Origin of the sequence: Pseudomonas sp. H11T01, assembly GCF_048515765.1 — a bacterium.
Taxonomy (GTDB): domain Bacteria; phylum Pseudomonadota; class Gammaproteobacteria; order Pseudomonadales; family Pseudomonadaceae; genus Aquipseudomonas.
In genome coordinates this window covers 24,319-43,074 of sequence record NZ_JBLYED010000015.1, presented here as the reverse complement: position 1 = coordinate 43,074, position 18,756 = coordinate 24,319, and the positions used below count along the sequence as shown (strand labels likewise).

13 protein-coding genes are annotated in these 18,756 nt (G+C 60.3%); 2 read left to right on the top strand and 11 right to left on the bottom strand.

The window, feature by feature from the left end; genetic code table 11:
- Positions 1-36: 36 nt before the first annotated feature.
- From dbpA to betI, 8 genes are all read right to left on the bottom strand, one after another.
- Positions 37-1,374, bottom strand: a complete 1,338-nt coding sequence (gene dbpA / locus ACN1C3_RS20165; protein ID WP_419117651.1) for an ATP-dependent RNA helicase DbpA — start codon at positions 1,372-1,374, stop codon at positions 37-39.
- 153 nt (positions 1,375-1,527) lie between these two features.
- Positions 1,528-2,955, bottom strand: coding sequence for a multidrug transporter subunit MdtD (gene mdtD / locus ACN1C3_RS20160; protein ID WP_419117526.1), 1,428 nt, complete (start codon positions 2,953-2,955; stop codon positions 1,528-1,530).
- Between the two features lie 112 nt (positions 2,956-3,067).
- A complete protein-coding gene (locus ACN1C3_RS20155) occupies positions 3,068-4,405 on the bottom strand; it encodes a TldD/PmbA family protein (protein ID WP_419117525.1) in 1,338 nt (445 codons plus the stop codon).
- Entirely contained in the window at positions 4,405-5,847 is a 1,443-nt protein-coding gene (locus ACN1C3_RS20150) for a TldD/PmbA family protein (protein WP_419117524.1), read from the bottom strand. Before ACN1C3_RS20150 ends, ACN1C3_RS20155 begins: the two co-directional genes overlap by 1 nt.
- A gap of 236 nt (positions 5,848-6,083) precedes the next feature.
- The gene (locus ACN1C3_RS20145; protein ID WP_419117523.1) at positions 6,084-6,779 is read right to left on the bottom strand and encodes an RraA family protein; all 696 of its coding nucleotides are present in this window, start codon (positions 6,777-6,779) and stop codon (positions 6,084-6,086) included.
- Between the two features lie 313 nt (positions 6,780-7,092).
- Complete coding sequence (gene betA, locus ACN1C3_RS20140; RefSeq protein ID WP_419117522.1) at positions 7,093-8,796, bottom strand: choline dehydrogenase; 1,704 nt, start codon at positions 8,794-8,796, stop codon at positions 7,093-7,095.
- Positions 8,797-8,947: 151 nt separating this feature from the next.
- Positions 8,948-10,420 (bottom strand): betaine-aldehyde dehydrogenase, encoded by a 1,473-nt coding sequence (gene betB, locus ACN1C3_RS20135; RefSeq protein ID WP_419117521.1) that lies wholly within the window; start codon positions 10,418-10,420, stop codon positions 8,948-8,950.
- Positions 10,421-10,526: 106 nt separating this feature from the next.
- Positions 10,527-11,120, bottom strand: a complete 594-nt coding sequence (betI, locus tag ACN1C3_RS20130; protein ID WP_419117520.1) for a transcriptional regulator BetI — start codon at positions 11,118-11,120, stop codon at positions 10,527-10,529.
- Positions 11,121-11,590: 470 nt separating this feature from the next.
- Here betI and ACN1C3_RS20125 point away from each other — a divergent pair, with 470 nt between their 5' ends.
- The gene (locus ACN1C3_RS20125; protein ID WP_419117650.1) at positions 11,591-13,531 is read left to right on the top strand and encodes a BCCT family transporter; all 1,941 of its coding nucleotides are present in this window, start codon (positions 11,591-11,593) and stop codon (positions 13,529-13,531) included.
- 233 nt (positions 13,532-13,764) lie between these two features.
- On the opposite strand, the gene choV is transcribed toward ACN1C3_RS20125, so the two are convergent.
- From choV to ACN1C3_RS20110, 3 genes are all read right to left on the bottom strand, one after another.
- Positions 13,765-14,943 (bottom strand): choline ABC transporter ATP-binding protein, encoded by a 1,179-nt coding sequence (choV, locus tag ACN1C3_RS20120; protein ID WP_419117519.1) that lies wholly within the window; start codon positions 14,941-14,943, stop codon positions 13,765-13,767.
- On the bottom strand, positions 14,940-15,785 hold the full coding sequence (gene choW, locus ACN1C3_RS20115; RefSeq protein ID WP_419117518.1) for a choline ABC transporter permease subunit: 846 nt from the start codon (positions 15,783-15,785) through the stop codon (positions 14,940-14,942). Before choW ends, choV begins: the two co-directional genes overlap by 4 nt.
- 67 nt (positions 15,786-15,852) lie before the next feature.
- The gene (locus tag ACN1C3_RS20110; protein WP_419117517.1) at positions 15,853-16,800 is read right to left on the bottom strand and encodes a choline ABC transporter substrate-binding protein; all 948 of its coding nucleotides are present in this window, start codon (positions 16,798-16,800) and stop codon (positions 15,853-15,855) included.
- 447 nt (positions 16,801-17,247) lie between these two features.
- Between ACN1C3_RS20110 and ACN1C3_RS20105 the strand changes: the two genes are divergently transcribed.
- Complete coding sequence (locus ACN1C3_RS20105; RefSeq protein ID WP_419117516.1) at positions 17,248-18,624, top strand: L-serine ammonia-lyase; 1,377 nt, start codon at positions 17,248-17,250, stop codon at positions 18,622-18,624.
- Positions 18,625-18,756: the final 132 nt, after the last annotated feature.

Here is an 18,756-nt window from a genome sequence, read left to right as displayed (position 1 = left end):
CGCTCCCACACTGGATCTTCGTTGGATTGAAGATCCTTACAAAATCCGTACGCGCAACGAGCGGCCTTTGATTTTGCCTTCGCTCAAACGCTGCACAGCCTGCTTGGCGATGCTGCGATCTACGGCTACATAGGCCTGGAAGTCGAAGATCGCGATTTTGCCGACCTGGGCACCCGGAATACCGGCATCGCCGGTCAGCGCGCCGAGGATGTCGCCTGGGCGAACCTTGTCTTTGCGGCCAGCACCGATGCACAGGGTGCTCATGGCCGGCAGCAGCGGGGCGCCGCCCTGGGAGATCAGGTTGTCCAGTTGATCCCAGCTCAGCGGCGATTTCTGCAGCTGTTCGATGGCCTGAGCGCGATGGGCTTCGGACGGCGCGACCAGACTGATCGCAATGCCTTTCTCACCAGCACGACCGGTACGGCCGACGCGGTGAATGTGAATTTCCGAGTCGCGGGCCAGTTCGACGTTGACCACCATGTCCAGTGCATCAATGTCCAGACCGCGAGCGGCGACGTCGGTGGCGACCAGTACCGAAGTACTGCGGTTGGCGAACATCGCCAGCACCTGATCACGATCACGCTGTTCCAGATCGCCATGCAGGCCGACGGCGGAAATGCCTTTGGCGGTCAGGTGATCAACAGTTTCCTGCACCTGCTGCTTGGTGAAGCAGAACGCTACAGTGGACTGTGGACGGAAATGCGCGAGGACTTTGACCACCGCGTCCATGCGCTCTTCTGGCGAGATTTCGTAGAAACGCTGCTCGATCTGCGTGTCGTCGTGGAACGCCTCGGCCTTCACTTGCTGCGGGTTGCGCATGAACTTCGATGCCAGTTGCTTGATGCCGACCGGGTAGGTGGCGGAGAACAGCAGGGTCTGGCGACGCTCCGGGGACTGGGCGATGATTTCTTCGATGGAGTCATAGAAACCCATGTCGAGCATGCGGTCGGCTTCGTCGAGGATCAGGGTGTTCAGGCCGTGGAGCACCAGTGAACCCTTGCGCAGGTGCTGCTGGATGCGCCCCGGGGTGCCGACGATGATGTGCGCGCCGTGTTCCAGCGAGCCGATCTGCGGACCGAACGACACGCCGCCACACAGGGTCAGCACCTTGATATTGTCTTCGGCGCGGGCCAGGCGACGGATTTCCTTGGCGACCTGATCGGCCAGCTCACGGGTCGGGCAAATGACCAGTGCCTGGCAACCGAAGAAGCGCGGATTGATCGGGTTCAGCAGGCCGATACCGAAGGCCGCGGTCTTGCCGCTGCCGGTCTTGGCCTGGGCGATCAGGTCCATCCCCTTGAGGATCACCGGCAAGCTTTGCGCCTGGATCGGCGTCATCTGGGCATAACCGAGGGAGTCGAGGTTAGCCAGCATGGCGGCGGACAGCGGCAAAGTATTAAAAGCGGTGGCGATGGTGGTCACGGGACTGGCCTGCAAAACAAAATGTCGCGCAGTGTACCAGTCCCCAGCATTTACCCCGCAAGTTCTGGACGAAAAGTAGCCAAGTGCTGCACCTTTTGTCAGAAATCAGGGCTCAATGTGCTCTTGCGGGTGACGAATCCGCCGGCCGTCCTTGGGCGACAGCTGCAAAAAGATCGCCGCAGCGAGCATCGCCATGATACCGACGGTCACGAAGGTCAGCTGAAACGCGCCCAAGACCGTGTTCACTCCGTCGTTGCCCACCTCTGCCGTAAAGCCGCCGAGCAGAGCGCCGGCGCAGGCCACGCCCAGGCTCAGGGACAATTGCGCGACCACCGACAGCAGGCTGTTGCCGCTGCTGGCGCTGGCGTCGTCGAGGTCGATCAGGGTTACGGTGTTCATCGCGGTGAACTGCAGCGAGTTGACTGCGCCGAGGAGTGCCAGTTGAAACAGCAGCAACCCGTAAGGGGTCTGTTCGCTGACCAGCCCCATGCTCGCCAACAGCAAACCCAGGGCCAAGGTGTTGCCGGTGAGCACGATGCGATAGCCCAGACGTTCGATCAGCGGTCGGGCGATGGATTTGGCAATCATTGCCGCAGCCGCCAGCGGCAGCATGCTCATCCCGGCCTGGGACGGCGAGAAACCCAGGGCGATCTGCAGCAGCAACGGCACCAGAAACGGCAGGGCACCGCTGCCTAGACGAGCGAACAAGTTGCCGAGGATGCCCACCGCAAAGGTCCGGGTCTTGAACAGCGAGGGCGCAAACAATGGATTGTCGATATGCCCGGCCCGCAGCCAATACGCCGCGAGGCAGGCCATGCCGCCGAACAGCAGCAACATCACCCGCAAATGCGGCAGGTGCAGTTCGCCGAGACCTTCCATGGCGATGGTGATCAGCACCATCGCCGCGCCGAACAGCAGAAAACCGAAGCCGTCGAAACGCGTACGCTCGCTGCCGCGCAGGTCGGGGATGAAGCGCCAGACGGCGTAGCAGCCGATCAGGCCGACCGGCAGGTTGATCAGGAAAATCCAGTGCCAGGTCAGGTACTGAACCATCCAGCCGCCCATGGTCGGGCCCAGCAGCGGGCCGAGCAGGCCGGGAATGGTGATGAAGCCCATGATCCGCACCAGGTCCGAGCGCGGGTACGCCCGCAGCACCACCAGCCTGCCCACCGGCAACATCAGCGCGCCGCCGAGCCCCTGCACCACCCGGGCGCCGATCAGCATGCTCAAGGAGTGGGACAGCGCGCAGAGCAGCGAGCCGACGCTGAACAGGAAAATCGCCCCGAAGAAAATCTTTTTGGTGCCGAAGCGGTCGGCGATCCAGCCCGAGGCAGGAATCAGCAACGCCACAGTGAGCATGTAGGCGATGACCACGCCTTGCATGCGCAGCGGGTCTTCCGCCAAGTCCCGAGCCATGGCGGGTAACGCCGTGTTGAGGATCGTCCCGTCGAGGGACTGCATGAAAAACGCGATGGCCACCACCCAGGGCACCCAGCGGGCAGTTGTTGCGTCAAGAGTCGGGCGGTTGGGCATGGGACCTCTTGTGGGTGTGAGTCAGGTAATCCGAGGTGGCTTCTTCGCGGGCAAGCCCGCTCCCACAAGGGCGGCGCAGTTCCTGTGGGAGCGGGCTTGCCCGCGAATGCTTTTACAGGGTCAAGGTGAGTCGGCTGACCAGCGCTCCCGGCAGCAGCGCCGAGGCGGTTTGCCGTTGGCTGTAGGTGCTGGCCGACAAGATCAGATCCCGCTCGCGGGTCAATGCTTCGAGCTGCGAACCCAGCAGGTTGTAGACGCTGTCGTCGAAACGCATGGTGCTGACCGGTGCCTGGATCTCGCCGTTTTCCACCCAGAAGGTGGCGAAGCGGGTCATGCCGGTGAGGCGTGCGGCCGGCAGGTCTGAGTAGTTCAGGTACCAGAGGTTGCTGATGTACAGGCCCGTTCCCAGTTGCTTGAGAATATCTTCTTGCACCAGCGAACCCGCTGCCATGTTCAAGGCACTCGGCGATTCACCGCTACTGGCGCCATTGGCAGTGAGGCCGTATTCGGCGGCGCTGCGCGAGTTGACCAGTTGCGCATCGGCCTTGCCGGCGTTGATCAAGGTCAGATCACTGCGCGGGTAACCCTCGCCAGAAAACGCCGGGCTCAACGAGCCCGTCACTTTTTCATCGAGGGACAGCAGTGGGCTGAAATGACTATCGCCAGCGTACAGCCGTTGCAGCGGACTGTTCTTGCTGGCGATCGACTGGGCCGAAAAACCGCCCCAGCAGAGCATGCCGATAATTTCTTCAAGGGCGGCCGGGGCGAGATAGGCGCGGTACTGTCCCGGCGCCAGAGTGCGCAGTGGTCGGCCCAAAAACTCAAGCTGCTCGCGAGCCTGCTGGAAGCGCTTGGCAAAACCCTCGCTGCTCCAGTCATGCCCGGCATAGCTGGCTTTCACTGCCTGGCCGTTGGCGTGGAACAGGCTGAAGTCAAAGTTGAAGCTGTTGGCCTGATGCCAGCCAAACGCTCCAGCAGAACTGGCGAAGCCACGGCTGATGGGGCCAGCAGCATAGAAACCGACCAGATCGAGTCCTTCAGCCGCGCGGCTGATGGCTTCCACGACCTGGGCCGTGTCCGGTAGCGGATGATCCTGCACACTCTTGCTCTGCCAGCCATTGTGGTTGAGCAACAGGTACGGGTCCTGTGGCAACAACGGCAGGGTTTCGCGCAGTTGTTGCAGGCCGTCGGCCAAGCGCTGACGGTCGACTTCGGGATCGCCGGCGAGGGTAATGCCGAGGTTCGCATGGCGACCGCCGTTGATCAGTTTGAAGCTCAGGCTGGCCTGCTGCACATGCCCGGCCTGACGTACTTTGGCATGGTTGAAACGAATGAATTCCGAGGACTCGGCGTCGTAACTGAGAGTGAACTGTTCCGGCTCACGCAGGTTGTTGCGCAGCCAACCGACCAGTGCCTGGAATTGTTGCACCTGACTCATGGCAGTACTCATCAGGCATCCCCTCCAAACACATCAACATTGCTGAATACGCAGGCCGGCGACGCATGGCCGACCCTGATCACCTGATTCGGTTCGCCTTTACCGCAGTTCGGCGTGCCGAGGACCTTGAAGGTGCTGGCGTCACCGACGGCGCTGAGGTTGCGCCAGAACTGCGCCGAAATGGCACGGTAGTTGGGGTTCTTCACCACGCCCTTGAGTTCGCCGTTTTCGATCAACTGGCCCCATTCGCAGCCGAACTGGAATTTGTTGCGCGCATCGTCGATGGACCAGGAGCGGTTGGTCGACATCAGCACGCCGTGCTCGATGCCGCCGATCAATTGTTCAAGCGACTGATCGCCCGGCTCGATGTTCAAGTTGGCCATGCGGTCGATCGGCGGACGGTTCCAGCTGCAGGCGCGGCTGTTGGCGACGCCGTCGAGGCCGGAACGGTATTGCGACAGCGCACCGCCCAACGGGCGCAACAGCAATCCTTCGCGAATCAGGAATTGTTTGCTGGCGGCGGTGCCGTCGTCGTCATGACCGTAACTGGCGAGCTGTTCGGGGATGTCCGGGTCGAAGGTCACGTTCAGCAGTTTGGAGCCGTATTGCAGGCTGCCGAAGTCGCTGGCTTTGACGAAGCTGGTGCCGGCGTAATTGCGTTCGTCGCCGAGAATCCGGTCCAGTTCCAGCGGGTGGCCGATGGACTCGTGGATCTGCAGCATCATCTGGTCGGGCATCAGCAGCAGGTCGCGCGGGCCTTGCGGGGTGTTCGGCGCCAGCAGCAGTTGCAGGGCCTGGTCGGCCACTGCGGGGCCGGCACCTACTAGCCCGCAGCGGCTGATCACATCGGCGCCGCCTTGCTGGCCGAAGTTCTCGCGGCCCAGGCTGCGGGTCTGGCTGTCGTTGCCGTCATAGGCGGTGACGTCCACGCTCGGGTAAACGAAACGCTGCGCCTGACGCAGTTCGGCACCGGCGCTGTTGAGGTAAATCTGCTCGACATGGGTGATGCCGATGCTCACTTGCCAGTTCACTATCCGTTCATCTTTCGGCACAGCAGCGGATTCATCGCCGAGCAATTGGTAGCAGTCGCTCAGAGACGGAAAGGGTTGTTCCAGATTCGGTGAAAAGTAATCGGCGCGCTCGCTGGACACTGGCTGTTGGCGCAGGTCGAGCAGGGCGTGGGCGGCGATCAATCGGGCCTGCTGCTCGGCCCGTTCGAGGGCCGCTTGCAGGCCGGTTTGGGACAGATCGTTGGTCGCGGCGTAGGCTTCGACGCCATTGACTCGTGCGGTCAGCATCGCGCCTTCGTCGCGGCCCAGATAGGGAGGCTCTGCGACGTTCTTGCGCACCGACAGGTACTGGCCCGACTCGCGCACATAGCGCAGCGAAAAGAATTCAGCGCCTGTGCGCAACGCAGCAAAGCGCTGCTTGAGCTGGGGGTGGAAATCGAACATTCGGAGAACCTCCTTGGAATAAGTATTGGCAGTCAGAGCCACCCCTCACCCTAGCCCTCCCCAGAAGGGAGAGGGGACTGACCGAGGGTTTTTTCAGGTGTACTGCGACCTGAATTATCGAGTCGAACTCAGGATTGAATGGCATGAAGATCGGCTCCCTTTCACCCTCTCCCCTCTGGGGCGGTCCGGCGTTCCGGGAGGGTTGGGGTGAGGGGTGGTTTTTGAGCCTTGCCAAATCAGACCGGGCAACCCTTGGCCCGCAGAATCGCATCAAACCGATCCGGGTCCAGCGTCCCCGCTTCGATAGCAGCAAGTGTGGCTTTTTCGCGGGCCAGCAGGTCGTGGCAGCGAATCAGCAGTTCCGGCAGTTCGGAGCGCGATGCTGCAACTACGCCGTCACCGTCGCCGATCATCAGGTCGCCCGGTGCGACGAGCATCCCGGCGCAGGAAATCGGCACGTTGATTTCGCCGCCACCGTCGGTGCTCGGGCCGCGATGCACGCCGCCGATGGCGTAGGCCGGCAGTTCACCGGTTTGCCATTCGTCGAGGTCGCGCAGGGCGCCGTTGATCACCACGCCGACGATCCCGGCCTTGAGGGCCATGGCGCGCATGATGCCGCCGAATACGGCGCGGGTCAGGTCGGCGCTGCCGTCGATCACCAGCACGTCGCCGGGACGGGCCATTTGCATGGCTTTGAGAATCATCAGGTTGTCGCCGGGGCGCACGCGCACGGTCAGCGCGCTGCCGAGCATCGGGGCGTTGCCGTGGAAGGCTTTGAGACCCAGACCACCAACGTTGCGACCCAGGCAGTCGCTGACGGCAGCGGCCGGGATCTTGCTGAATTCCTTCAGCCATTTGGGATCGAGGGGTTCAACGTTTGGATTGATCAGGTAGCCGGTGGGCCATTTGCTCGAAGATACGACATCAAACATGAGAAAGCCTCGTGGCCAGTCTAGTGGCGGCTTGTCGATTGGGGCGGGGGTGAAACGTTTGCGCGGCATTAGATTAGGCCTGCGCAGGGGGTGGGATCAAGCGTTGAGCGGTGTAGGAAAGGTTTACGCAGTGTGAGGCAGGACATTATGTGGTGTTTGATAGAAAGCCATCGCGAGCAAGTCGGATCGCCGCACCGCCGCTCCCACACTTGATCTGCATTGGCCACTCCATTGTGGTCCGACGCAAATCTAATGTGGGAGCGGCGGTGCGGCGATCCGACTTGCTCGCGATGCAGGCGCCGCGGTGTATCGGTTATTGCGCGGTCCGGCTCACGTCCCGCAGCGGCTTGCCGCGTACCGGTTTTTCGCCAGCGACGTAGTAGGCCGCGGTGCTGCGTGGCAGCGGTTTACGGCCACGGATCTTGTCGGCGATTTTCTCGGCGATCATGATCGTCGGCGCGTTCAGGTTGCCGGTGGTGATCAGCGGCATGATCGAAGCATCGATCACACGCAGACTCTGCAGACCATGCACACGACCCTGGCCATCGACCACGGCCATTTCGTCGGTGCCCATCTTGCACGAGCAGGACGGGTGGAATGCGGTTTCGGCGTGCTCGCGGATAAATGTGTCCAGTTGCTCGTCGGTCTGTACTTCGATGCCCGGGCTGATTTCGCGACCACGGAAAGCGTCCAGTGCCGGCTGCTGCATGATTTCACGGGTCAGGCGGATGCCGTCACGGAATTCCTGCCAGTCCTGCTCGGTGGCCATGTAGTTGAAGAGGATGCTCGGGTATTCGCGCGGGTCCTTGGACTTCACTTGAATACGGCCGCGGCTTGGCGAACGCATGGAACCCATGTGTGCCTGGAAACCGTGCTCTTTCACACCGTTACTGCCGTTGTAGTTAATCGCGACCGGCAGGAAGTGGTACTGAATGTTCGGCCATTCGAAATCCGGACGGGTGCGGATGAAACCACCGGCCTCGAATTGGTTGCTGGAGCCGATGCCGGTGCCATTGAACAACCACTCGGCACCGATGGCCGGCTGGTTGCGCATCAGCAGCGACGGGTACAGCGAGACCGGCTGGGTGCACGCGTACTGCAGGTAGAGCTCCAGGTGGTCTTGCAGGTTTTCACCGACGCCCGGCAGGTCGTGGACCACCGGGATGTCCAGGCTCTTCAGCAGTTTGGCCGGGCCGACGCCGGAGCGTTGCAGGATCTGCGGCGAAGCAATGGCGCCGGAGCACAGCAGCACTTCCTTGCGCGCTTTGACTTCAACGCGCTCTTCGGCAGCGCCGACCAGATAACGTACACCGACCGCACGTTTGCCTTCGAACAGGATCTTGTCGGTCAGCGCGTGAGTGATGATGGTCAGGGTCGAGCGCTTCTTGGCGGTGTCCAGGTAGCCGCGAGCGGTGCTGGCGCGACGGCCGTTAGGCGTCACGGTACGGTCCATCGGACCGAAACCTTCCTGCTGGTAGCCGTTCAGGTCTTCGGTGCGCGGGTAACCGGCCTGCACGCCTGCTTCAACCATCGCGTGGAACAGCGGGTTGTTGCCGGCTTTTGGCGTGGTCACGCTGACCGGGCCTTCGCCACCGTGGTAGTCGTTCGGGCCGATGTCACGGGTTTCCGCTTTGCGGAAGTACGGCAGGCAATCCAGGTAAGTCCAGTCTTCGAGCCCCGGGTTTTTCGCCCAGCCGTCGTAGTCCATGGCGTTGCCGCGGATGTAGCACATGCCGTTGATCAGTGAGGAACCGCCGAGGCCTTTGCCGCGACCGCATTCCATCCGGCGACCGTCCATGTGTGGCTCTGGATCGGTTTCGTAAGCCCAGTTGTAGCGACGGCCTTGCAGCGGGAATGCCAAAGCGGCTGGCATTTGCGTGCGGAAATCCAGGCGGTAGTCCGGGCCGCCTGCTTCGAGCAGCAGCACGGTGACGCCCGGGTCTTCAGTCAGACGGGTCGCCAGGGTGTTACCGGCAGAACCGGCACCGATGATGATGTAGTCGAATTCTTGGGACATTGAATGCACCCTCTTTGATGTTGGTCAGATCAGGCCATGGCGAGTGCTGCGCACTCGTTCGCGAGCAGGCTCGCTCCCACAGGAGACTTCATTCCAATGTGGGAGCGAGCCTGCTCGCGAAGGCGGCCTCGCAGGCGAAGCGAATGTCGCCTTAGAACACCGAGACGTAATCGCCCAGTTCGACCTGTACCGATTTGATGCGTGTGAAGTTGTTCAACGAGCTGATGCCGTTTTCGCGGCCCACGCCCGACTGCTTGTAGCCGCCCACCGGCATCTTGGCGTCGGACTCGCCCCAGGCGTTGATCCAGCAGATACCGGCTTCCAGTTGATGAATCACGCGGTGAGCGCGGTTCAGGTCCTTAGTGACCACACCGGCAGCCAGGCCGAACTCGGTGTCGTTAGCGCGACGGATCACTTCTTCTTCGGTTTCGTAGGTGAGGATGCTCATCACCGGGCCAAAGATTTCTTCACGAACGATGGTCATGTCGTCGGTGCAGTCAGTGAACACGGTCGGTGCCACGAATGCGCCTTGGGCGAAGCGTTCTTCAGTCAGACGTTCGCCGCCGCACAGAACGCGGGCGCCTTCTGCTTTGCCTTTGGCGATGTAGCCGAGCACGCTTTCCATGTGGGCGAAGCTGACCAGCGGGCCGAAGTTGGTGTTTTCGTCTTCCGGATTGCCGACGCGGATGCGGGCGACGCGTTCAACAATCTTGGCTTCGAAAGCGGCTTTCAGGTGGCTCGGAACGAACACGCGAGTGCCGTTGGTGCAGACCTGACCGGAGCTGTAGAAGTTGGCCATCATCGCGGTGTCGGCAGCGCGATCCAGGTCAGCGTCATCGAAAATAATCAGCGGGGATTTGCCGCCCAGTTCCATGGTCACGTCTTTCAAGGACGAGCCAGAAGCGCTGGCCATGACCTTCTTGCCGGTGTCGGTGCCGCCGGTGAAGGAGATTTTTTCGATGCGTGGGTGTTCGGTCAGCCAGGTGCCGACTTCACGACCGCTGCCGGTCAGCACGTTGAACACGCCATCCGGCAGACCGGCTTCGGTGTAGATCTCGGCCAGTTTCAGGGTGGTCAGGGAGGTGACTTCGCTTGGCTTGAAGATCATCGCGTTACCGGCCGCCAGGGCTGGAGCGGACTTCCATAGCGCGATCTGGATCGGGTAGTTCCATGCGCCGATACCGGCCACAACGCCCAAAGGCTCGCGACGGGTGTAGACGAAAGAGGTGGTGCGCAGCGGAATCTGTTCGCCTTCGATGGCCGGGACCAGACCTGCGTAGTACTCCAGCACATCAGCGCCGGTAACGATGTCGACGTAACGGGTTTCGGAGTAGGCCTTGCCGGTGTCCAGGGTTTCCAGATAGGCCAGTTCATCGTTGCGCTCGCGCAGGATGTCCACGGCACGGCGCAGGATCCGCGAACGCTCCATGGCAGTCATTGCGGCCCAGACTTTCTGGCCTTTCTCGGCGGCGACAACTGCGCGCTCGACGTCATCGAAAGTCGCGCGTTGCACTTGTGCGAGGACTTCACCGGTAGCCGGGTTGATGGAGTCGAAGGTTGCGTCGCCGCTGGCGTCAGAGTAGCCGCCGTCAATGTAGAGCTTTTGCAGTTCGAAACGGGCCATAGTGTCCTCGCAAGTGCATTGTGGTTGGCGTTAACCACTGGGTGTGCCGTAACGCTTGGTGGCGCAGGTTCAGTGGCAGTTCAGGGGCCGAGCGGTTCTGTGTGCTCTAGCGTTCCTGCTTAGCCAGTTGGAAATCCATGTATTCGTAAGCGATCTGTTGCGCCTGCCCGGTGTCGAAAGCGTCTCCCGATAGCGCGCCGCGCAACCACAAACCGTCGATCAGGGCTGCCAGGCCGCGTGCTGCGCTGCGTGCATCATCAAGCGAAAGCACGCGGCGGAACTGGCAGCACAGGTTGGAATACAGACGGTGATCGTTGATCCGCTGCAACCTGTGCAAAGACGGGTGATGCATGCTGGTGGCCCAGAAGGCCAGCCAGGTTTTCATTGCCGGGCCATTGACTTGGCTGGCGTCGAAGTTGCCTTCGATAATCACCTGAAGATGAGCCCGTGGGCAGTTATCTTCCAGCGCCTGGCGGCGCGCGGTGACGTTCTCGCTGAGGACGTTCATCAGGTACCGCATCGTGGCGGCGATCAGGCCATTCTTGTCCTGAAAGTAGTGACTGATGATGCCATTCGAGACACCGGCCAAACGGGCGATCAGCGCAATGCTGGCGTCCCCCATTCCGACCTGATCGACTGCCAGCAAGGTGGCTTCGATCAACTGCTGGCGGCGGATGGGTTGCATACCGACCTTGGGCATCTTGCACATCTCCTTAGGCCTGCCAGTCGTCGACAAGCGACTACCGGCGTGAAGGCCAGTCTATTTTGTTTTGATTGAACGTTCAATCAACAAAGAATAAGATCTGCGACAATTCGTCGCTGCTTACAGCTTTTTCCTACGTGTAAATGGCGAAAAAGTGACATCTGAAAAAGCTCGAAACTCACGCGGGACACGGTGGGAATCGGCGAAGACGGACGTGTTGAGCGCTTGAGGCCATATGCCCAAGCAATCTTTCGTACAAGGCCTTCGCTGGTTTTCAACGCAGTCCCTGTGGTTTCGGGCTTTTTTCGGGGTGTCTTTATATCACTCGCTGGTCGGCTGCCAACTAACCGATTGGTCGGGTAACGCGCTGCCTTGTGTCCTTCTCTCGCACTGCCTGGAGCATCTGTGCAATGAGTTCTGCCTCTCTTATAAAGACCCCACCCGAAAAGGTGACGGTCAACGGTTGGGTGTTCTACACCTCTACCGCGCTGATCCTTCTGCTGACTGTCATTCTCATCGCCGCGCCGCAAGAAGCCGGGAGAATGCTTGGGGTTGCCCAGGCCTGGTTGTCGCGCAGCTTCGGCTGGTATTACATGGTGGTGATCGCCGCCTACCTGGTGTTTGTGGTGGGCCTGGCGTTCTCGTCCTACGGCAAGCTCAAACTGGGCAGCAAGGACGATACCCCGGACTTCAGCTATGGCGCCTGGGCTGGCATGTTGTTCTCGTCGGGTATCGGCATTTCGCTGTTGTACTTCGGCGCGTCCGAGCCGCTGGACCATTACTTCAACCCGCCGGAAGGCGTACCGGGCAGCAACCTCGCGGCGCGTCAGGCGTTGCAGCTGACGTTCCTGCACTGGGGCCTGCATGGCTGGGCGATCTACGCACTGGTCGGTCTGGCCGTGGCGTACTTTGCTTACCGCCATAACCAGCCGCTGGCGCTGCGTTCGGCGCTGTACCCGCTGGTGGGTGAGCGTTGGGTCAAAGGCGCGGCCGGCCATGCGGTGGACGGTTTTGGCATGTTCGTGACCCTGCTGGGTCTGGTGACCAACCTTGGAATAGGCTCGATGCAAGTGTCGTCCGGGCTGGAAAACCTGTTCGGCATGACCCACAGCAACACCAACCTGCTGATCGTGATTCTGGTGATGAGCACCGTGGCGACCATCGCTGCAGTGTCCGGTGTGGAAAACGGCATCCGTCGTCTGTCCAACCTGAACATCGTGCTGTTTAGCGGTTTGCTGATTTTCGTGCTGCTGTTCGGCCCGACTCTGCACTTGCTCAACGGCTTCGTGCAGAACATTGGCGACTACCTGAACGGCGTGGTGCTGAAGACCTTTGACCTTTATGTGTACGAAGGCGACAACGAGAAATCCGACCGCTGGTTGGGCCTGTGGACGCTGTTCTACTGGGCCTGGTGGATTTCCTGGGCGCCATTCGTAGGCATGTTCATCGCGCGTATTTCCCGTGGTCGCACGGTGCGTGAGCTGGTGGCCGGTGTGCTGCTGATTCCACTGGGGTTCACCCTGGCCTGGCTGTCGATTTTCGGTAACTCGGCGATGGACCTGGTGATGAACCATGGCGCGGTGGAGCTGGGGAAAACAGCCCTGGAGCAACCGTCCATGGCGATCTATCAACTGCTTGAACATTACCCTGCGTCGAAGATCGTGATCGGTGTGTCGATCTTTGTCGGTTTCGTGCTGTTCCTGACCCCGGCGGATTCCGGCGCGGTGATGATGGCCAACCTGTCCTGCAAGGGCGGCAATGTCGACGAAGACGCGCCGCACTGGCTGCGAATCTTCTGGTCGGTGGTGATTACGCTGGTGACCATCGGTCTGTTGTTCGCGGGTAACTTCGAAGCCATGCAAACCATGGTGGTGCTGGCGGGGCTGCCGTTCTCGGTGGTGCTGGTGCTGTTCATGTTCGGCTTGCACAAGGCCATGCGCCAGGACATGCAGATTGAACAGGAGCAAGCGGAACTGGCGGCTCGTGGTCGCCGTGGATTCAGCGAGCGTTTGACTCAGTTGGACCTGCAACCGAGCCAATCGATTGTTCAGCGCTTCATGGACAAGCAAGTCAGCCCGGCGTTGGAAGATGCCGCTGCTCAACTGCGTGCTCAGGGTCTGAACGTGCAAACGTTGTTGGGCAAGGCCAAGCGTTGCATGGGCGTGCGGCTCGAGATGGAAGAGGGCAACCCTTTTGTCTACGAAGTGAGCCTGGACGGTTATCTTGCTACGCCGACCGAATCGGCTCAGTCCGATGAGGAGCGTCAGCGTTACTACCGCGCCGAGGTGTATCTGCACAACGGCAGTCAGGACTATGACCTGATGGGCTTCACGCCAGAGCAGATCACCCGTGACGTGCTCGATCAGTTTGAAAGCCATCGGCAGCTCCTGGGCCGGGTGTATAGCTAAGGTTTGAAGTGTGAGTGCGGTGTTTCATTCTGAAGCACCGCGTAGTCTTCTTCGCGAGCAAGCCCGCTCCCACATTTGATCTGTGGTGTGATCACAGTCTGTGTCACAACACCAATCCACTGTGGGAGCGGGCTTGCTCGCGAAGGGGGCATAAGCCGTAGCGCTGCTTGACCCGCTATCCCTATAAACAAAAACGCCGCGATCCTCTCGCGGCGTTTTTGTGTCTGCTGCCTTTACCCCAGATTCTTCCCTAACAGCGCATGGTAGAGCTCGCTGTCGCCGAGTATGCCGACCACCTTGTGGTTGTCATGCAGCACAAGCTTGTTACCGGTCTGGTAGCGGATCTGCAGCGCATCGCGCATGCCGATGTTGAAGTCCACCAGGGTTGGTCGACGTCCCAGTCCTTCCACCGCCTGGCCAGGCATCCAGTTCTGCAGATCAAGGCTGGCGCCGTTCTGGCGTGCGCCCTTGATGGTGTTGCCTTCGGCCAGATCGAGCCAGGAGTCACCGCCTGGATCGAGGCATACCGAACCGTTGATGCGTTTGCAGTTGTCCAGCGTGCGCATCAAGCTGCGACCGCACAGGACATTGAGTGGGTTGGTATGGGCAACGAACGTGCGGACATAGTCATCGGCCGGGTTCAGCACGATTTCCTCTGGCTTGCTGTACTGGACGATCCGACCGTCTTTCATGATCGCGATACGGCTGCCCAGCTTCAGGGCTTCATCGAGGTCGTGGCTCACGAACACGATGGTCTTGTGCAGCTTGCGTTGCAGCTCCAGCAGTTCGTCTTGCAGGCCTTGGCGGATCAGTGGATCGAGAGCCGAGAAGGGTTCGTCCATCAGCAGAATGTCGGCGTCCATCGCCAGGGCGCGGGCCAGGCCCACACGTTGTTGCATGCCGCCGGAGAGTTCATCGGGCTTCTTGTTGCGCCATTGGGTCAGGCCCACCAGTTCGATTTTTTCGTCGACCAGTTTGTTCCGTTCCTTTTCCGGACGACCCTGCATCTCGAGGCCGAAGCTGATGTTCTCGCGAACGGTCAGCCAAGGCATCAGAGCGAACTTCTGGAACACCATGGCGATGCGCTTGGTGCGCATCATCTTGAGTTCCGCCGGGGTGCAGGAGGCGATGTCGATTTGCCTGCCTTCATGCTCGACGAACAACTGCCCGCGGCTGACAGTGTTCAAGCCGTTGATGCAGCGCAACAGACTGGATTTGCCGGAGCCGGAGAGGCCCATCAGTACGCAGATTTCGCCTTTTTCGATGTCCAGACTGGCCTTTTCAACACCGACGATTTGCCCGGTCTGTTTCAGGATCTGGTCACGCGTCAGGCCCTGGTCCAGAAGTCTCAGTGCCTCACGCGGATCTTTGGAGAAGACAACATCTACCTTGTCGAAGCGGATTATGCTCATGCGTCACCCCCTACTTTAGCGTCGGGTTGTTTGCAGATACGGTCGAGCATGATCGCCAGCAATACGATCGCCAGGCCGGCTTCGAAGCCTAGGGCGATATCGGCAGTGTTCAGTGCGTTGACCACGGGTTTACCCAAGCCATCAGCACCTACCAGTGCCGCAATCACCACCATCGACAGTGAGAGCATGATGCACTGGGTGATGCCGGCTGCAATGCTCGGCATGGCGTGGGGCAGTTCAATGCGCGAGAGCAACTGACGACGCGAGCAGCCAAAGGCCTTGCCTGCGTCCATCAACTCTTGCGGTACATCGCGGATACCCAGGTAAGTCAGACGGATGGGCGCGGCAATCGCGAACACCACCGTGGAAATCAAGCCAGGGACCACACCCAGCCCGAACAGGGTCAGGGTAGGAATGAGGTAAACGAACGTCGGTACGGTCTGCATCAGATCGAGTACTGGACGCATTAAAGTATAGAACATCGGCTTGTGCGCAGCGACGATGCCCAGCGGCACGCCAATGACCACGCAGACCAGGGTGGCGAACAGCACCTGAGCCAGGGTTTCCATGGTTTCCTGCCAATACCCCAGGTTCAGGATCAACAGGAAGGACAGTACGACAAAGGCCGTCAGGCCCCATTTGCGTTGAATGAAATGAGCCAGCAGCGCGATCAGGCCGATCAATGCCAGCGGATTGAACCAGGTCAGCGCAAACGTCACGCCGTGGATCATCGTTTCCAGTGTCGTGGCAATCGCATCGAAAGTGCTGGCGCCGTTTTGCGTCAACCATTCAACGAAGGCAGCGATGTACTGGCCTAGGGGGATTTTGTGATCAGTCAGCATGGTAGTGAACGTCCCGCATGCAAGGAAAAAAACAGCCCGGGCGGGCGAGCCCGCCCGGCATCAACGATTACTGCGCGAGTTTGGCTTTAACGGCCTCCAGGCCTGGTTTACCGTCAATGGTGGTCACGCCAGCGAGCCAGGTATCGAGCACCTGTGGATTCTTTTTCAGCCAAGCCTTGGCGGCTGCGTCAGGCTTCATCTTGTCGTCCAGGACGTTGCCCATCAGTGAGCTTTCCATGTCGACAGTGAACTCCAGATTCTTCAGCAACTGACCGACGTTGCTGCATTCCTGGGCGTAGCCCTTGCGGGTGTTGGTCAGGACCGTCGCGGCACCGAAATCCGGGCCGAAATAGTCGTCGCCACCGGTGAGGTACTCAATCTTGAAGCGCTTGTTCATCGGGTGTGGTGCCCAGCCCAGGAACACCACGGCGGTATTGCGCTTCTGGGCGCGGTCGACTTGCGAGAGCATGCCGGCTTCGCTGGACTCGACCACTTTGAAGCCTGCGTCTTTGAGGCCGAAGGCGTTCTTGTCGATCATACTCTGGATCAGGCGGTTGCCGTCGTTACCCGGTTCGATGCCGTAGATCTTGCCGTCCAGTTCTTTCTTGAACTTGGGAATGTCAGCGAAGTCATGCAGCCCTTTGTCGTAAAGCGCTTGTGGCACGGCCAGGGTGTACTTGGCGCCTTTGAGGTTGGTGCGCACGGTGTCTACAGTGCCGGCATCGCGGTAGGCCTTGATGTCGTTCTCCATGGTCGGCATCCAGTTGCCGAGGAACACGTCCATGTTCTTGCCATCGGCCAGCGACTTGTAGGTCACCGGCACGGAAATCATCGTGGTCTTGGTTTTGTAGCCCAACGCGTCAAGGACGACGCTGGTGGTGGCGGTGGTGACCGTGATGTCGGTCCAGCCGACATCGGAGAAGTTGACGGTGCTGCATTGAGCCGGTTCTGCGGCGTGAGCCAGAACAGGCAGACTCAGCATGGCGGCCAACAACAACGACTGGGAACCTTTCATAGGGTGGACTCCTTGGTGTTTTTTTTGGCGGTGTTCCGACTGGACGACCGCGCTTAATGTGTTGCGGTTGGATGGCGTTTTGGGAACAGCTCTACCACGGCGCCTTGCAATCGAGTCGAGACTGATCATGTAACAGCAAAAATCAAACGCCTACAGGGTGCGTCGTATCCAGTACAGGGGGAGTCGCATCCAGTGTCGGTGACGTCGCTTACAGATTTTTTCAGCCCTGCAACTGCACTTTTTGCCCAACTGCACCGCAAAAAACGGCCGAAACCTGCTGTCGGTCGGTTGCGACGTTGGTGGGCATGAGTGAGTCGGTGTGAGACGCCGTGCCGGACCGCAAAAGCCTGATGATGCCGCGGTCTCGGCGGATTGCGGTTTGAGCGTAGCAGCTCCGTCACCGGGCGCTTTGGCGCCTGGAGTGTGCTTATCAGGAGGTTCGCGGTAATGGCTATCAGTGTGTTTGACCTGTTCAAGATTGGTATCGGGCCTTCGAGTTCTCATACCGTCGGACCGATGCGCGCAGCCGCGCTGTTCGTTCAGGGTTTGCGTGAACACGGTGTGCTGGAACAGGTGCGGCGAGTCGAAGTTCAGCTTTACGGTTCGCTCTCGGCCACCGGCATCGGTCACGGCAGCGACAATGCAGTGATCATGGGCCTGATGGGCGAATGGCCGGACGCTATCGACCCGTCGCAGATTGGCGTGCGGATCGAAACCCTGCGTGAAACCAACACCTTGCTGCTCGACAGCCGTTTACCGATCCCGTTCTTCTGGGCACGGGACATGCGCCTGATCGATGAGAATCTGCCGTTCCATCCCAACGCCATGACCTTGGTGGCCGAAGGCGAAAACGGCGAGCTGCGTCGCGATACCTACTATTCAATCGGCGGCGGTTTTGTCGTCGATGAAGCACAAGCCAGCAGCGGTGTGGCGGATCTTGACAGCACGGTGCTGCCTTACGACTTCTCCAGTGCGGTCGAACTGCTCAGCCTCTGCCAGAAGCACAACTTGCGCGTTGCTGAACTGATGATGGCGAACGAGAAGGTCTGGCGCTCCGAAGAAGAAATTCGCAGTGGTTTGATGAAGCTCTGGCGCGCCATGCAGGACTGCGTCGAGCAAGGCCTCAAGCACGAAGGCATCCTGCCCGGTGGTCTAAACGTTCGCCGCCGCGCAGCCAAACTGCATCGCAGTCTGCAGGAACTGAACAAGCCCAACGTGATTGGCTCGACCCTGAGCGCAATGGAGTGGGTCAACCTGTTCGCCTTGGCGGTCAACGAAGAAAACGCCGCCGGCGGGCGCATGGTGACGGCACCGACCAATGGCGCGGCGGGGATCATCCCGGCGGTGCTGCACTACTTTATGAAATTCAGCGAAGTGGTGACCGATGCCAATGTCGTCGACTATTTCATGAGTGCGGCGGCGGTGGGGATTCTGTGTAAAAAGAACGCCTCGATTTCCGGTGCCGAAGTCGGCTGCCAGGGCGAGGTCGGTTCGGCGTGCGCCATGGCCGCGGCCGGGCTGGCGGAAATTCTCGGCGCGACACCGGAGCAACTGTGCAACGCTGCGGAGATCGGTCTGGAACATAACCTTGGCCTGACCTGCGATCCGGTCGGCGGTCTGGTGCAGGTGCCGTGTATCGAGCGCAATGCGATTGCAGCGGTGAAAGCCATCAACGCCGCACAGATGGCCTTGCGTGGGGATGGTCAGCACTTTATCTCGCTGGATCGGGTAATCCGCACCATGCGTGATACCGGCGCCGACATGCACGACAAATATAAAGAGACGTCGCGCGGCGGGTTGGCTGTTAGTGCGGTGGAGTGTTGAGAACCGAGTTGGCCTCATCGCGAGCAAGCCCGCTCCCACACTAAATCGGGCTGTTCGAAAATTCTTTGCACACAGCAAATCTAATGTGGGAGCGGGCTTGCTCGCGAAGAGGCCGGGCCAGTCAAAACTGCG

What these genes read in the sequence shown, in the direction of transcription:
- betA (WP_419117522.1), bottom strand. Translation starts at nt 8,796, where the DNA reads ATGTCCCAAGAATTCGACTACATCATCATCGGTGCCGGTTCTGCCGGT.
- ACN1C3_RS20145 (WP_419117523.1), bottom strand. Translation starts at nt 6,779, where the DNA reads ATGTTTGATGTCGTATCTTCGAGCAAATGGCCCACCGGCTACCTGATC.
- betB (WP_419117521.1), bottom strand. Translation starts at nt 10,420, where the DNA reads ATGGCCCGTTTCGAACTGCAAAAGCTCTACATTGACGGCGGCTACTCT.
- choV (WP_419117519.1), bottom strand. Translation starts at nt 14,943, where the DNA reads ATGAGCATAATCCGCTTCGACAAGGTAGATGTTGTCTTCTCCAAAGAT.
- ACN1C3_RS20150 (WP_419117524.1), bottom strand. Translation starts at nt 5,847, where the DNA reads ATGTTCGATTTCCACCCCCAGCTCAAGCAGCGCTTTGCTGCGTTGCGC.
- ACN1C3_RS20105 (WP_419117516.1), top strand. Translation starts at nt 17,248, where the DNA reads ATGGCTATCAGTGTGTTTGACCTGTTCAAGATTGGTATCGGGCCTTCG.
- dbpA (WP_419117651.1), bottom strand. Translation starts at nt 1,374, where the DNA reads ATGCTGGCTAACCTCGACTCCCTCGGTTATGCCCAGATGACGCCGATC.
- betI (WP_419117520.1), bottom strand. Translation starts at nt 11,120, where the DNA reads ATGCCCAAGGTCGGTATGCAACCCATCCGCCGCCAGCAGTTGATCGAA.
- mdtD (WP_419117526.1), bottom strand. Translation starts at nt 2,955, where the DNA reads ATGCCCAACCGCCCGACTCTTGACGCAACAACTGCCCGCTGGGTGCCC.
- ACN1C3_RS20155 (WP_419117525.1), bottom strand. Translation starts at nt 4,405, where the DNA reads ATGAGTACTGCCATGAGTCAGGTGCAACAATTCCAGGCACTGGTCGGT.
- ACN1C3_RS20110 (WP_419117517.1), bottom strand. Translation starts at nt 16,800, where the DNA reads ATGAAAGGTTCCCAGTCGTTGTTGTTGGCCGCCATGCTGAGTCTGCCT.
- choW (WP_419117518.1), bottom strand. Translation starts at nt 15,785, where the DNA reads ATGCTGACTGATCACAAAATCCCCCTAGGCCAGTACATCGCTGCCTTC.